This is a genomic window from Vibrio sp. SS-MA-C1-2 (genome assembly GCF_021513135.1).
In the GTDB taxonomy this organism is placed as follows: domain Bacteria; phylum Pseudomonadota; class Gammaproteobacteria; order Enterobacterales; family Vibrionaceae.
The window spans coordinates 1,639,350-1,654,993 of record NZ_CP090981.1 but is presented as its reverse complement, the minus strand read 5'-3'; the positions used below and the strand labels follow the sequence as shown (position 1 = coordinate 1,654,993).

The window sequence follows — 15,644 nt, the reverse complement described above, 5'->3', positions numbered from 1 at the left end:
GAACGGATTTATTTGCAATCAAACGTTATCTATTGCAAATTTAATCGTTATTTACTGTTATGTTTAGTTGTGTTTCTTGGAATCAACTTAGTCGGAATCATCATCTTCACTAACATCGTCTCATCACTATTTATCTGGTCCAGTATTATCTTTACTGACTCTTTTGCTAATCTTTTGAAATCTTGTTTAAACGTAGTTAATTGATATCCTAACCATGCTGATTGCGGTATATCATCAAAACCAACAACTTGCAGATCCTCAGGGATCCTTAAATTAAATTCATAACGGGCAACATCCATCACGGCGACGGCTAAATTATCTGTTGCACAAAAAATACCTTCAATTGGTTTCTCTTCACGAAATAGCGTTCGGATACACTCTAACGAAGTGTTGTAATCATAATCCGCTTTTACTTCTCTTACCTGTTGCCCAGTGAGTTGTTGAAATTCACTGCGAAAGCCTGATAGTCGCTCATCATTGGTAAACGTTGGGACTTCACCGGTTAAGTATACAACATGTTTAGTACCACTTTGATAAAAGAGCTCTGCCGCCTGCTGACCCGCTTGATGGTTATCAGAAATCACATAGCTACTTTTAGTTCCTTCAACTACACGAGCATATTGAATGATTGGGATATTTAATTCATGGCACTCTTCATATAACGATCGATTAAACGTCGCTGAAGCCGCAATCACGCCATCTACTCGATATTGAAAAATATTCGGTATCGAATGATTCTTCTCATCATCAACTTGCCAAGGAATCAAAACAGCGGAATACCCTTGTTTCTGAAGTTCGGCTGAAATCAATTGTAAAGTCTGCATATGAATTGGATAGTCTGCATCAGGAAAGACTAATCCAATCAATTTAGATTCTTTTGTCGTCAAACTTCTCGCAAACGCATTTGGTCGGTAATTAAGGGTCTTTGCTGCATCAAATACTTTTTGCTTGGTACTCTCAGCAACCGAACTACCCGCAACAAAAACACGAGAAACTGTTGATTGCGAAACTCCAGCATATTTCGCGACATCTTTTGATGTTATGTTAGTTTTTTGTGATGACATAATTATATTTCTGTATAGCTGCTAATACGCTCTTTTAAATACCAATGACACAGGTTGCTTAATAATATAACCGATCATAAATGATATTGAGATCAATTTATGCGGTTACACACTAATTTTCGCAATTTAATGTAGATAAAGTGACAGGAGTTGAGTGAATAATATCACCTAGAGACATTTAAGCAGCATTGCACCCTAGATAATATTTGATAATCTATATATTCCTACATTTGAAGTTGTCACAGATTAATAACAACCTCAAATGAGAAAAATAAGATAACTAACTTATAACGATGGATTCATGATCGCTTGGGTGCGTTCAAATACATCTAACCCTTGCTGCTTCAACCAATATGGTAGATCGATCAATACCCAGTTCTCAGACAGTTTATCTTCATCACGATAGTAAACGTCAACAACTTGCATATCTGCACGAACTTCACCGCCAGTCATGCCTAAGAAGCCGCCTGTTGGCGTATTAGAAAGGTTTGGCCAGCCAAAGAAACAAGAGAAATTGCCTTCCGCGAAGCGACAAACATGTCCATTAAATTTCTTATCTTTTAAGTTATTACGGAAAGGTAACTGATGTTGCTGTTGGTAACGAGGAATCGTATAAGAAGCACCAATACCACAAGGACCATACCAGATCATATCTTTTGACCAGCTTTTCTCTAATACTTCAGGTGGACAACCCATTGCACCACTATCGTTAAGAGCAGAAAGATCATCAACCATCTTATTCACTAACGCTAACGTCGCAACACCCTCTTCTGGTGCAGCATCTTCAAATAACAGACCATCATGATTACGTGGGCCAGGATAAACAAAATATTTACCAGTTGATTGTGGTAATGGGTAACAACCCGCTTGATCCATCATACCTAAAAGATCTAAAAACAGACCTGTTTTGGTGATCTTACCATCTTGAACACAGTTGAATTCAGCATAACGAACATTCATCATTTTGCCTGTCGGACGCATACCTAAATATTCAGCATCGAAAAGTCCCATAAAGTGACCCATGCTCATCACCCAAATTTCATCTGGGTTAATTTCATTATTACCGCCAATAAAAATATCCTGACGACGCTGCATACGCTTCACTGATTGTAATAAAGGAGACCAAAATACTTCTGCTACTGCTTGTGCGCCTTCTTGCTCGCGAAATGGATAAACACCGCGCCATAAGTAATTTTCTGAAGTATGGGCTTTTAATACATCTGCAACGGTTTCTGATGTTGCATTTTCCATCGCATTAAAATATTCACGAACAATGCGTTTTGCTTCTTGATATTTAGACATGATAAATTCCAGTTTTATTTCAAAGGATTTCTAGATTAAGTGGTCACATCAAAGACCACTTTTAAATTTTTATTTTTTTTCTATGACGCTAATGAAATAGCTTTATGCTGTTGCTTCATTTAACGCTTTTTTTTATAAAAGATGCCGCCTTTTAACGTTTCAGGAAGAGACAACCACAATAGACCTGCAAGGATCCAGATAACAGGTGATCCCCACATTGCCGTTGCAAGATCCGAACGCTCTTTAATAAAGATAAGAACCATCGGTGCCCACATGCCGATAATACGACCACCATGGAATAATGCAGCACCAAAACTACGTAAATGAGCAGGGAATAGCTCAGAGAAGTATCCCCCCCAAACCGCAGAAGCAGACAGACCAAAGTTATAAATTAAACCAAGAATAGCCAACATATTTAGGCTACCGATCATCATATCGCTCGGAGCCACAAAGAAGACCGAAGCCATCACACCAGCAATAATAAAACCAAAAGCATTCACTTTACGACCAAATTTATCGGCAATCGCTCCCCAAATCCAAGCACCAAATAGTGAACCAAACGCAGAGATAGAGAAAATCACCCCAATAGTTGCACCATCAAACTGACGAACTTCTTTTAGGTATGTGGTCACAAAGCCACTGAAGAATTGATAACCATAAAAGTTAAGACCCGCTAATAATAGACAAGTAATCGTAATTTTACGGTAAGGCGCACTTAGCATCTCAGCCCAAGAACCTTTTTTCGCTTCTTTGTTTGAACTGTTATTTTCAGGTGACTCTTCCTCACCATAAGCGATCACTTTTTTGTCACTCGGTAGAACGAAGATCATAACCGCTGCAGCAACCAATGGTGGAATACCACCCACCCACATCAAGCTTTCCCATGGTGCATCAATACTAGTAATAAACGCTGCATACGCACCCATAACCATTAATGCTACAGAGAACATCGATGATGCAAACGCCGTTAATTTTCCACGTACTGTGGGAGTAAACAGACCAATCATTAGGCTAACCGCTACCGTGAAGTAACCGCCTAAAGAGATACCGATAATTAAACGCATTGCTGCCCACGTTGCATAATCGGTAAACATCATATTAATAATAGTTGCACCACCATTTAAAGCGGTAATCGTAATAAGAGTCGATTTTTTACCAAATCGAGAAGCTACAGATGCACAACCCAGAGCACCAACTAAGGCTCCGATTGACTGCCAAGTATAAAACTGAGCGGTATCAGATAAGCTTATGCCGTCATAAGCTTCGACAATATATGGTCGAACATAGTCGATAATGACAAAGTTATAGCAGTAGAAAAAGTAACCAACCAAGATTGCAAGGTAAGCAATGACTCTTTGAATCGTTGGTACTTCACTCATGTGTTTCTTAGCATTCATGCTGAATAAACCTCTATTCCATTTTAGTTTGAATTATGGGTGGATATAAAATTCATCTTAAGAAAGAGCCATAACGCCCTCCCTTAACGCTTTTATTAGGATATGTTGTATTGCCCTCCATCATCTGTGATCAAAGTCAATTAAACAATGACTGCGTACCCATAACTTTCAAATTAGTGACCTATTTCACAAAATTAAATTAATGATCAATTCCACTTCCACTTTTATCGCTAAAGTGATTTTTATCACAGCTTTAATTAATAAATTATCTAAATAACCATTCAACGAGTAGAATAAAGTTGATTATAAAAATAGGAAACATCAGGAAGCTGACACAATGGTTGCGTATTCATCTCTTGCCGTGATTGGAATTTATATCTTAATCACCCTTTTAATTAGTTATTTTGTCAATGTGAAGTATAAAAAGAGCAGTGACTTTGCCACCGGCGGAAAAAGCTTCGGCTGGTTTACTGCTGGCGTCTCTATTTTAGCCACTTACATCAGCGCCATGACTTTTATTGGTATGCCTGGATGGGTTTATCATTCGGGAATGGAGGTGATGAGCATTCATCTCAACTATCCGATTGTAATCTTTTTTACGATTCTATTTTTTGTTCCTCTTTTTTATAAGCTTGGATTAACCTCGATTTATGAATACCTTGAACTGAGATTCGGTGTTTATGCCCGAACAATTAACTCATTAATCTTCATTTTAGTGCAGTGTATTTCAGCTGGGGTGATCTTATACGCAGTATCTTTAATCTTAATTCAAGTACTGCCTATTTCGATCTCAGAAGCGATTATTTATATCACTGTTTTCACAGCGCTTTATACTTATGCTGGTGGGATATCAACCGTTATCTGGACAGATATGTTGCAAGCAGTTGTTTTAATTATTGGTAGTATCGCAATATTTTCAATTTTACTGATGGACATTTCGACGACTCAAACTTTAACGCTCGATCAGTTAAATATTATCAATCTAAACCTTGATTTTGGTGTTGATACGACGCTTTGGGCGGGTGTAGTTGCTGTTAGTTTTCTCCACCTAAGTGTTTATGGAACCAATCAATTAATCATTCAACGAACTCTGGCGACTAAATCCGTAAAAGATGCCCAAAAGTCGATGTTACTTTGCGGCTATGGCGCGTTCTTTATCTATCTATTTTTCGCCATTATGGGCGTATTGTTGTCTTTATTTTATCAAGGAAAATCATTCGCTAACAGCAATGAAGTAATTCTGGATTTTGTCTTTAACCATACCAACCCAATAGTAATTGGCTTAATTATTTCTGCCTTAGCTGCAGCCGCGATGTCAACATTAGACTCTACGTACAACTCAATGGCAACAGTCGCCACAGAAGATATTTATAAGCGCTTTATCAATCGAAATGCAACGGATCAACAATATGAAAAAATTGCCAGAAGATCGAGTTTATTGGCTGCAGGATTAGTCGTCATACCCGCTCTGTTTGCGGTATCCAATGAATCAGTTTTAAAAACAATTGCGAGTTTAACCTCGGTCTTTGTTGGTATCCGTTTAGGCTCTTTTGTTCTTGGTCTGTTCTTTTCTAAAGCCAATGAAAAAGGGGTTATTATTGGCAGTATAACCAGCATGGTAGCTGTCTATTTAACGATGCAATTTGATATATCTTGGCCATGGTTCGCGCCGATTGGTACCGCTGCATTTCTATTCTTTGGTCTAATTGGCAGTTATTTTTGGGGTAAAAATACCTCTCAGCAACAAGCTTTCTTTTATGGACAAAAGACCCTATTGACTAAACCAACCCAAAGTCATTATGGTTTATTAATATTTGCGGCAGCGACAATTATTTTTTCAGCTTTCGTACCTGAATGGCTTTATACCCTGTTATCTTAAGATAAAGAATCGCCTTTTATACAATGTCGAATTGAACGTGTATAAAAGGCGAGCGATTAATAAAAAATAACGTGAAAAATAGACAAAAATTAAATGAGTAAACCTTAATTTTCTCTCAATCTAGCTAACTAATAACGGTAATACTTGTTGCTTATCAACATCAAATAAGCCTTGAGAGGTCATTTTGATAGTTGGAATGACAGGCAAGGCTAAAAAACTCATTTGAATAAATGGCTCATCTAACTCAGTCCCAATCTTCTTTGCTTCAGATTTTAATTTCTTAATGTTGGCAACAATATTTTCTGAGTTATCAATACTCATGATCCCCGCTAAAGGTAATGGTAAATCAGCCATCACTTTTCCTCGATCAACAACACAAAATCCTCCACCTAACTCGAGTAGATGATTTACAGCTAACTGCATACTTTTAGAATCAACACCAATGGCTAGAATATTATGAGAATCATGACCAACACTGGTTGCAATCGCACCGCTATGAAGAGAAAAGCCCTTAACTAATCCCAATGCTGGCGGTAATTGATGACCATGACGTTCAATATAAGCAATATAATTTATCTGTTGCTTTTCTATGGGTTGATCATCAAAACTAACGATAATTTGATTGGTAATTAATTCATTATCTACAATCTCAATTACATTGTATCTAGACTGCTCCAACTCTAGGGTCAATTGCGCTTCAGTAACACTCTCTCTATCCATTGTGGGCTGTAATGGTGGTTGAGAATCGTCTAACTTTTGACTGACTTGTTCAGCTAGATTTAATTGGTCAACCCACTTACCTGCGATCATTACCCGTTGAATATCGACCTTTTCTAATTGATTGACAAAGTTAATGTCAGCACGACATCCCGGAGCAATCATACCGAGTCGTTTAAGTCCAAAATGATTGGCCGCAGACCAAGAAGCGACACGATATGCAAGGTAAGGTTTTATCTTATGGTGTTGAATTAAACGTCTGACCATATAATCGATATGCCCCTCTTCTGCGATTTCATAAGGGTTACGATCATCGGTACAGAGTAGGCAGAATGGTGAACTTGCGTCTGTAATGAGCGGCGCTAAAGTATCAAGATTTTTAGCCACTGATCCTTCTCGAATAATGACGGTCATTCCTTTACGGATTTTCTCTTTACCCTCTTCAAGTAAAACCGTTTCATGGCAATTTTGAACCCCTGTTAAGACATAAGCAGACAGGGGAAGTCCCTGTAGCAATGGCGCATGCCCATCAATATTAAGATCTGAAAAAGCGGAAATTTTATCCAATAATAACGGACGACCTGCGATCACTGAGGGAAAATCCATCACCTCTGCTAATCCAATCACATGGTCATGATCTAGATATTGAGCCATTTCATAAATAGGAAAATCAGCACCACTAATATCAACGCCTGGAAGTGCTGGTACGCAAGAACTGACTTGAATAAACTGATTCTGAATAGTTTGTTCACTGCATCGTAAAAACCATTCAATTCCTTGCTGACCAATAACATTAACCAACTCATGAGGATCAGCAACCACAGAGGTTGTCCCTTTTTCTAATGTAGTTCGCTCAAATTCAAACGGTGTCATTGTTGATGTTTCGATATGCATATGACCATCAATAAAGCCGGGAACAGCCGTCATATTTTGGCAATCTGTGACGTTTTTTGCAGAAAGTTGATTAGCCTCTTCACCAACAGCGACAATGGTATGATCGAGAATCGCGATGGAACCCGAAAAAGTTTCCCCCTGAATAACATCGAGGATATGGAGATTTGTCAGCAAGAGATCAACAGGTTGCTCACCTCTTAATGCTGACAATATTTGAGTTTGATGAGATTGAGAAAGTTGCTGAGTATGTTTACTCATTAAGTTAGCCATAGAAATCCTTTTTAATATAGATGACTTATCGATATCAATAGATTTTTGCTAACTCAGCAACCTTTCTTTTACGTCATATTTTTATGATATAGTTCAAAGGTTTAATATATTAATGCCCATCAACAAAAATAAATTTAACTAAGAATAACACGGCAACTAAAGCAACACCGGGATGGATATCACGCCAGCGACCCGTTCCTAGTTTTAAAACACAATAGGTAATAAAACCGGTTGCAATACCTTCTGTAATTGAAAAAGTAAATGGCATCATCACAGCCGTAATAAAAGCAGGCGCTGACTCAGTAATATCTTCCCAATCGACTTTAGCTAATCCTGATGACATTAAAACGCCAACATAGATAAGTGCACCCGCGACCGCATAAGTGGGCACCATGCCTGCTAATGGTGAGAAGAAAATAACTAATAGGAACAAGATTCCTGTTATCACAGACGTTAAGCCTGTACGACCTCCAACAGCCACTCCTGCAGAACTTTCAATATAAGCAGTGACCGTTGATGTTCCCATTACAGCACCTAACACTGAGGTTGTTGAATCAGTGATTAATGCTTGCTTCATGCGAGGAAAACGACCTTTGTCATCGGTCATGTTACAACGTTCGGTGACACCAATCATGGTGCCTGAACTATCAAAAAGACTCACTAAAGCAAATGAGAAGATAACGCCTGCAAAGCCTAAATTAAATGAGCCCCAGATATCTAATTGAGCAAAGACTGGCGAAATAGAAGGCGGCATAGAAACAATACCACTAAATTGAACATCACCTAAAAGCGCAGCAAGCGCAGTAACCACAACAACAGAAATCAGTACAGCCGCGTGAATACCACGAGCAGCCAGCACAACAATAATAAAGAAGCTTAACGCCCCTAAAACAGCAGGAATTGAAGTTAAGTCACCAACAGCAACCATTGTTGCTGGGTTTGCGACAACAATACCGGCATTATTTAAGCCAATCATCGCAATTAACAGACCAATACCCGCTGGAATACCTAATCGTAAAGAGGCTGGAATACTGGTTAAAATCCATTGTCTAACACCAAAAATGGACATTAAAGCAAAAATAATCGCGCCCCAAAAAATAGTCCCCATCGCCACTTGCCAACTTACTCCCATGCCAATAACAACAGAGAAAGCAAAAAAGGCATTTAAGCCCATTGCAGGTGCTAACGCGATCGGAAGGTTTGCAACCAATCCCATGGTAATACTGCCAACAGCAGCAATTAAACACGTTACAACGAAGACGCTTTCAGCATTCATTCCGGCAGCGGATAAAATTTGTGGATTTACAAATACAATGTAAACCATCGTCATAAAGGTGGTAATACCGGCAACGACTTCAGTTGAAGCTTTGGTTTTATGTCCAGAGAAGTCAAAAAACTTGGCTAAGAAGCCGGTGTTTTCTGCTATTTTTGATTCAGATGATAAATCATGTGGATTATCATGAGTTGACATGGATAGTTTCCTTAAAAATAGACAACAAGTGGCTATTCATCGATATGGAATATATCAGATTAAAATAGTCACTGCTTTAATCGTAAAGCTTATTCTGCTTTATTTACCCATTCCTAATCATACCACGCTTGCCCCCTCACCCCAATAGTGATCTACTTCTAATTATTCAAAGAAAACGTTTATCTATTTCATAAAGTGGGTAGTTAAGCAGTTTTAATAACTAATAATTCAAAATTATATAGGTAATAATATGTTATCTATATGTTTGCTGTCGCTGTAATAATTCTAACATTGTCACAGGTTGATTTAAGAAAATGCGGTTGATTAAAACTAAATAAAGTTCTGCGGTGGCAATCGAATCAAACAAGGCATCATGCGCTTCATATTCGGGAAGGTTAAAGTATTCGCGCGCTGAACCCAATCTAAAATCACGAGGTTGGTTATGAAGTTCAGATAATGATTTGTACAGTAATAATGTATCAATCCAAATCAGCGGAAAATCAGCAATATTATAACGTTGTAGGATATATTGCTGGATAAAACCTTGTTCCATAAATGAACCATGAGCTAATAATAGTCGCCCTTTCATTGCAAGAAATAGTCTTTTCATCACCTCATCTAATGATTCTCCTTCTTCTAACATTGTTGAGGTAATTTGATTAACCAATGCTGCATCAATATTAATATGTTGATGGCTATTAACATATTCATTAACAGAGCTAGAGAGAATGATTTTTTTTCCGTTAATTTGTACATAACCAACGCTAAGAATTTGATCTTTTTCTGGATCTTTGCCCGTCGTTTCCATATCAACAGAGAGGATATTGACGGTTCTAAGATCACACTCTTTCGTGATTATTGGCGTTTCAATCAAGGTTATTAGCCACTTAGGCAACAATTTAGTGTGCTCTCGATTTTTTGCTAACCATTGTTGTTGCCGTTTGATTTTTCGATCATAAAGATCAGAAAAGAGTGAGCACCATTTCATCAGTGAACCTTAATATTTATAATGAGAGTTACATTTATTACTGTACTCACACAGATAAAAATAAAGATGAATAAAAATATAGATCATAAATAGCTATAAATTATACTTTAACTTCATTAAGTCTTGAAAATCAGCAATAATTTTAAATGCTTCACGCAGATGTTTACGTTCAAAACTACCAAACTCACTAGGATCGATATTATTATTCAACGGTGATCCTCGTTTTAATGCCTCAGCTTGGTGGTTATAACGTAATTGAGTGAAAAACTGATAGGCTCCATTAAGATCATTAAATGTTGCTTCATTAATAATCTGCTGTTGATGAAGGTAACTCAATCGATCTTCGGTACTGGTTAACTGACAGCTATGAGTAACTGCATAGATACGAATTAAATCCACCAGTAGCGAAATTGCCGATGATTTTATATTCAAGGTATTAGCATTATCTCCATCTTTAATCAGTACTAAATTTTTAAATATACTCAAAGGTGGCTTTATCACTAATGAGTTCCGTACTAAAGCGGAAATAAAATGCTGATTGTTATCTATTTTCTGGTGAAGATAATCATTTAATTGATCAAAGAGTTGATTATCGCCATAAATGGCGCGGATCTCTAAAAAAACACTAATATTTAAGATCAAATCATATTCAGGGTTCAATGACCATTTACGGTAATAAGCTTTCCATGTAGAGAGTGATTGACACCATTTTGTCGATGCTGCCATAAAACGCCCAGTACAAAGTGGATAACCACACAAATCCATTCCTTTACAAACATCCATGGCCAAATGGGTAAAATAGATTTTATCTTGCTCGGTGGCGCTATCTGAAAAAACAATGGCGCTGTCTTGATCTGAAGTCATGTTCACTTCATTTCGAGCATGAGACCCAGCCACCATCCAGAGGTACTCACAAGGCGGTGAACCCAACTTATCTTCTGCCAACGCAATTAAGCGGCGATTGTAGCAATCCATGATCATCGCCATCACTTGGCCAATCACTTTCGTTGGTACTTTCCCTTCCACTAAGGCTTCAAAAATCGCTTGTCGCTCTGCAGTTAAATCAACGAGTTGATCGATAGAATCCGCTTTATTTATTTTATCGACAAGATAAACCGCTTGAACACGATTCTTTTGAATAAGGTTTGCTGCTGTTATTAACGCAACGGGTTGACCATGATGAACGACAGGGATATTTTGAATATTATGCTCCATCATCAATGCCGTCGCTTTAAAGACTAAATCATCATCATTCACACAAAAGGGATTTGGCGTCATCACCGTTGCAATAGATTGTTGAATATCGATGCCTTCAGCAATCACCCTTTTGGTCATATCCTTATCGGTGATTAAACCAACAAACTGTTTATTTTCCATCACAAACGCACAAGAAACTTTAGAACGCAGACGCATTTCTCTCGCAACTTCTTGAATTGAAGTATCACTAGTTACCGTCGCAATATGATAATTAGCAACTTCAGTAACTGTTTTGAAAAATAGCCCTTTTTCTTCTGAAGACCAGACGATATTCATCGCACTTTTGAGGCGAACTAGCGCGTTAGAGGCAAAGTAAGAGAGGTATGTTGGATCATTATTTAAGATCTGATAAAGGGGAGCGGCAGGGATCAAGTAGATTAATGACTCTTCAATAGCGGTTATCGTATATTCTTTATTTGCAGGTGTTTGCGCATCAAGAAAAGTAAAACCAAAGAGATCTTCACTCGCTAAACGCGCTTTTAATGTGCCATCTAATTTCCGCTGCTCTACTGCCCCAGTACGTATAATATAAAGACATTGATCATTTTTATCAGACGAAAACGTTATCTGCTCACCAACAGAAAGAAAAGTAACCTCAATACTCATTGCAATTTCTTTGACAATAGATTTAGGCAATTTATCGAAAGGATCAATCTGTTCAATAAAATGCAGAATATTTGGCATCAATGTCGTCGACATCACAATGTCCTCTTATGTAATACTCAGCCTTGAATAATACTGTATTCCCTAATGTTGATGTTATTTTAACTATCAGTCAGCGTTAAAATAGATTATTTTTCAGTAATATCATTATAGATTTTATTACTGGTATTCAATAGCCGAACATCTATTTGATTCAATGTGTAAAATTGACTATTCAGTTCAATATCATTAAGAACACGCTTTAATGAGTTCACCATAACTTCACGGTTTACATCATTGTCATCTAACATGGCAACACCGTTCGCTAAAGCTATCGCGATTGCAGTAATGTTGTGAGGTGTTAATAAACTCTGCTTTTGAAAAACGTCCGGCATATCATTCCACACGTCATTAACCAATTGGTTGGCTATCTGATGAGACGTTCTCTCTTCGGTTAAAATTATGTCATCCCCAATTAGTTGATTAATAATACTAACAACATCCTGTTTTTTTAAATTAGGTGAAACTGAAGCAAATATACCCACTAAGAATTACTCATCTTATTATGATTTATCTCTATATTATATCTCATTACAGTTAACTGCACTGAAAGATTTACTGATCATTGTAATTTTTATCTCTTTTTACGATGCCAACAACCTAACACCTGTAAAAATCAAGGGTATAATCAATCATTATCATATTTCTATCATTTAAAATAACTAATATCGGTAACTTAAAATAGCAAAAATCCCCCTTCTCTCTTCTCCATATTGAGCCTCTGCCGTTAAACCATAATTTCTCGTAATATTCCAATTGAGCCCCACTAAGCTAGCAAATTTACCATTGTTCTCTTGCTTAATTGAGTACGATAAGGTCTCCATACTTCCTTTATCTATAGTTAAAGTATCTTGAGATAAACTACTTGTATCCATATAGGAAGCACCAATATAAGCACTAAATACGCCCCAATGAAGTGTTTTGTATGACTTACCCACTCTGGGTGCCACCATAAAAGAGGTTGATGCTGTATTATCATCATCTGTTTTTGACCACGTATAACTGATAGGTAATAAAACAAAATAATTACGATAGCCAGCCACCAAATTCATGTTAATTCCTAAGTTACTTCCTTTCACTGAAGGAGAGAATCGATCTAAATAGATACTATTTTGACAACCATTTGGTGGATCAATATCGATATTTCCATGTGGGACAGGGTCTCGACCAGGAGAAAGATGAATACCTTGGCATGCCCGTGTAAACATAGCAGTCGGTACCGTAATCAATAAATCTGAATTCCCTTGAAACCGACCAACGTAACTACTCACTTCCATAAAAGGAAAAAGCCAAGCCGCAAACCGTAACTGAAGACTTTGACTTGTTATCTCTGGTTCACCAAAATCAACCATATCTAGATCATAAATATTACCGAGATCGAAATGATTAATTTGAACACCTAAATCACTAAAGCTAGCAGTCTGGCTCACAAGGTTAGGAATTAATGAAATGGTAAAAGGCAATGGAAGCTCAAATCCTAAATCTATAATATTTTGAGCATAAAAGGGTAAAATATGTTGCCATTTATTTACTGAGCCCGGATTATCTAATTCGTTCTTTTCCTCATAACTTAATGTTGGGTCAAAAACTGGAATAATATCACTTTGAACACTCCTATCTCTAGCTGTTTTATTGTTCATAATATTAATTTCATGATAATAATATTGATCTAAAATATTCAGATCTTCACTTGTTAGTTCATCATTAGCGTAACAATTAAATACTAACAAAGACGAAATCATTAATATTATACAGGCGATTATAATAGACATAAAAAACCAACTCTACAACAATAAAGTAATAATTAAAAAGACAATAACCAAGAGAAAACAAGTAATAAATAATTTAATAAACCAATAAATACATAGCCAACAACCTAGCAACTTCAAGTGTAAAATGATATTAATATTTAATTAAAAAGTAAGTTGTGAATTGATCACTTTTCCCCGTAGCCATTTATGAGGGATATCATTTTCTCTTGATGAATGCCAAATAATAGAAACAGGTAACTTATCTAAACCTAATGGTGCATTGAAATATTTTAAATTGAAGGCTCCACAAAGTTTCTTGGCTATTTCTTCGGTAACTAAACCGATTAATTCTGATTTTTCAATGATTGATAACATCTCTGTTGTCTCTTTTGCATACCAACGAATATCCCTTTTCCTCAATAAATTAAAGCTCAGAGCATGTTTAAAATTATCATCATGGGCAATATGAGTATGTACGGCATGCTTTTCTGCCATAAACTGTTCTGGTGATATATGACTACCCTTAATCCTAGGGTGCTCTCTAGCACAGACTACAACTAACTTATGATAACCCAAAGTATGGCTATTTAATGATGCTATATTTGGCCTGCCTATATTAATAGCAAGATCAAACTTATGGTTAATTAAATCATTTTCTAAGTTTTTATTTAATAATGACTGGGTTTCAATCGTAATATTTGGAGACTGTTTAATTAACTCCCTAGAAAAATTAGAGATCACGGAACTAAAAGAAACACTTAGTGTAGCTATCTTGAATTTACATTTAATAATTGCAGGATTAAACTCCTCAGTTGGAATCGTCAGCATGTAATTATTCATAATATTTGATAATATCGGAAATATTTCATAAGCATAAGGTGTTGGTTCAACACCATAATTTAATCGGTTAAAAAGTTGATCTCGATATATATACCGCAGTTTACTTAGGGCAGCACTTACCGCTGGTTGACTTAAATTCATTTTTTTTGCAGCGACAGATAAACTACGCTCTTCCATGATCATAATGAAGAATGGAATAAGACTTAAATCAGAATTTTTCATATTTAAATTTCCAAATGAAATCGTTCTATATTTTAAACAATGGTATACCCTTCATACTTGAAGTCACTAGGTTGTTGGCTGTATTCGTTCGCCCCAATCATAGAGTACACCTATACTCATGGGACCTTTTCCGCCGACTAGCAACTCCAATTATTTTAGGTATCGTTGAAGAAGATAAAAATACTAGCAACCTAGATATTTAAAATAAGAGAGGGATAGTTATTCCTACCTTAATAAATTAAACCTATTAAGGTAGGATAGAATTAATTATATTTAAATTTATTTATGGGTATTGAGTGAACATCTTATCAATTTCTGTAAATATTATTTCAGATCTATCTTTATCACTCATAAACTTCGTAATCTTTTTATTTGACACTCCACGCCATACGATCTGATTTTTATTTTTGTCGATTAACTCGATTACAATATTACCATAACTCTCTTTTTGATAAACTCGCTCAGACGAAGTCGCGACGCCAATGTTTTTTGTTGAATAACCAAAACTTACCGTCGGATTTCTAGATATGAGTTCTTCATTATTTTGAATACTCGGCTTTACCAGTAACGAGCTATTTTCAGATAACGCTAAGCCTTTCAATTCCAATTGCTGCGTCACAGCTTGCTTCATTCGCCCTTCATCAAGAGTTAATGGTTGGTCTTTATCAATATTAAAACTAAACGATTGATAACTCGTTAAATCAATTTGATGGTCACGATCGACCATAATTGATGAACATCCCGCAATGACTAACAATAGGAGTGATGATAAAAGTATTTTTACCTGTTTCATGCTAATACCTAAATAGTAATGAATAAAAAAATCACTTAAAGTTATCAGCGACAGCCTACAAAATTCAAGTGATTCTATTTATAGCAATTGTGAAAAG

12 protein-coding genes are annotated in these 15,644 nt (G+C 36.6%); 1 reads left to right on the top strand and 11 read right to left on the bottom strand.

Translation table 11 applies throughout. From position 1 onward, the window contains the following. Window positions 1-47 precede the first annotated feature (47 nt). From L0B53_RS12020 to L0B53_RS12010, 3 genes are all read right to left on the bottom strand, one after another. Window positions 48-1,064, bottom strand: a complete 1,017-nt coding sequence (locus L0B53_RS12020) for a LacI family DNA-binding transcriptional regulator (protein WP_235059850.1) — start codon at window positions 1,062-1,064, stop codon at window positions 48-50. A gap of 285 nt (window positions 1,065-1,349) precedes the next feature. Next, window positions 1,350-2,366: a nuclear transport factor 2 family protein gene (locus tag L0B53_RS12015; RefSeq protein ID WP_235059849.1), complete on the bottom strand. Its 1,017-nt coding sequence runs from the start codon at window positions 2,364-2,366 to the stop codon at window positions 1,350-1,352. Between the two features lie 119 nt (window positions 2,367-2,485). Continuing rightward, window positions 2,486-3,763 (bottom strand): MFS transporter, encoded by a 1,278-nt coding sequence (locus L0B53_RS12010; RefSeq protein ID WP_235059848.1) that lies wholly within the window; start codon window positions 3,761-3,763, stop codon window positions 2,486-2,488. A gap of 337 nt (window positions 3,764-4,100) precedes the next feature. On the opposite strand from L0B53_RS12010, the gene L0B53_RS12005 reads away from it, so the two are divergent. Continuing rightward, window positions 4,101-5,642, top strand: a complete 1,542-nt coding sequence (locus L0B53_RS12005; protein ID WP_235059846.1) for a sodium:solute symporter family transporter — start codon at window positions 4,101-4,103, stop codon at window positions 5,640-5,642. 120 nt (window positions 5,643-5,762) lie between these two features. Here L0B53_RS12005 and adeD read toward each other — a convergent pair whose 3' ends face one another. The 8 genes from adeD to L0B53_RS11965 form a co-directional block, all read right to left on the bottom strand. Beyond that, window positions 5,763-7,523: an adenine deaminase gene (adeD, locus tag L0B53_RS12000; protein WP_235059845.1), complete on the bottom strand. Its 1,761-nt coding sequence runs from the start codon at window positions 7,521-7,523 to the stop codon at window positions 5,763-5,765. 109 nt (window positions 7,524-7,632) lie between these two features. After that, window positions 7,633-8,994, bottom strand: a complete 1,362-nt coding sequence (locus tag L0B53_RS11995; RefSeq protein ID WP_235059843.1) for an NCS2 family permease — start codon at window positions 8,992-8,994, stop codon at window positions 7,633-7,635. Window positions 8,995-9,247: 253 nt separating this feature from the next. Continuing rightward, complete coding sequence (locus L0B53_RS11990) at window positions 9,248-9,982, bottom strand: 3'-5' exonuclease (RefSeq protein ID WP_235059842.1); 735 nt, start codon at window positions 9,980-9,982, stop codon at window positions 9,248-9,250. Window positions 9,983-10,075: 93 nt separating this feature from the next. After that, the gene (locus L0B53_RS11985; protein WP_235059840.1) at window positions 10,076-11,938 is read right to left on the bottom strand and encodes a putative nucleotidyltransferase substrate binding domain-containing protein; all 1,863 of its coding nucleotides are present in this window, start codon (window positions 11,936-11,938) and stop codon (window positions 10,076-10,078) included. Window positions 11,939-12,030: 92 nt separating this feature from the next. Continuing rightward, complete coding sequence (locus tag L0B53_RS11980) at window positions 12,031-12,426, bottom strand: hypothetical protein (protein ID WP_235059839.1); 396 nt, start codon at window positions 12,424-12,426, stop codon at window positions 12,031-12,033. Window positions 12,427-12,603: 177 nt separating this feature from the next. Continuing rightward, window positions 12,604-13,581, bottom strand: a complete 978-nt coding sequence (locus L0B53_RS11975) for a hypothetical protein (RefSeq protein ID WP_235059838.1) — start codon at window positions 13,579-13,581, stop codon at window positions 12,604-12,606. 273 nt (window positions 13,582-13,854) lie between these two features. Next, window positions 13,855-14,754 (bottom strand): LysR substrate-binding domain-containing protein, encoded by a 900-nt coding sequence (locus L0B53_RS11970; protein WP_235059837.1) that lies wholly within the window; start codon window positions 14,752-14,754, stop codon window positions 13,855-13,857. Window positions 14,755-15,037: 283 nt separating this feature from the next. Further along, a complete protein-coding gene (locus L0B53_RS11965; protein WP_235059834.1) occupies window positions 15,038-15,547 on the bottom strand; it encodes a DUF4136 domain-containing protein in 510 nt (169 codons plus the stop codon). Window positions 15,548-15,644 lie beyond the last annotated feature (97 nt).

Bases quoted from the DNA above. Each gene is read 5' to 3' on its own strand.
- L0B53_RS11995 (WP_235059843.1), bottom strand. From the start codon at position 8,994: ATGTCAACTCATGATAATCCACATGATTTATCATCTGAATCAAAAATA.
- L0B53_RS11985 (WP_235059840.1), bottom strand. From the start codon at position 11,938: ATGTCGACGACATTGATGCCAAATATTCTGCATTTTATTGAACAGATT.
- L0B53_RS12015 (WP_235059849.1), bottom strand. From the start codon at position 2,366: ATGTCTAAATATCAAGAAGCAAAACGCATTGTTCGTGAATATTTTAAT.
- L0B53_RS11965 (WP_235059834.1), bottom strand. From the start codon at position 15,547: ATGAAACAGGTAAAAATACTTTTATCATCACTCCTATTGTTAGTCATT.
- L0B53_RS11970 (WP_235059837.1), bottom strand. From the start codon at position 14,754: ATGAAAAATTCTGATTTAAGTCTTATTCCATTCTTCATTATGATCATG.
- L0B53_RS11990 (WP_235059842.1), bottom strand. From the start codon at position 9,982: ATGAAATGGTGCTCACTCTTTTCTGATCTTTATGATCGAAAAATCAAA.
- L0B53_RS11975 (WP_235059838.1), bottom strand. From the start codon at position 13,581: ATGAACAATAAAACAGCTAGAGATAGGAGTGTTCAAAGTGATATTATT.
- adeD (WP_235059845.1), bottom strand. From the start codon at position 7,523: ATGGCTAACTTAATGAGTAAACATACTCAGCAACTTTCTCAATCTCAT.
- L0B53_RS12005 (WP_235059846.1), top strand. From the start codon at position 4,101: ATGGTTGCGTATTCATCTCTTGCCGTGATTGGAATTTATATCTTAATC.
- L0B53_RS12010 (WP_235059848.1), bottom strand. From the start codon at position 3,763: ATGAATGCTAAGAAACACATGAGTGAAGTACCAACGATTCAAAGAGTC.
- L0B53_RS12020 (WP_235059850.1), bottom strand. From the start codon at position 1,064: ATGTCATCACAAAAAACTAACATAACATCAAAAGATGTCGCGAAATAT.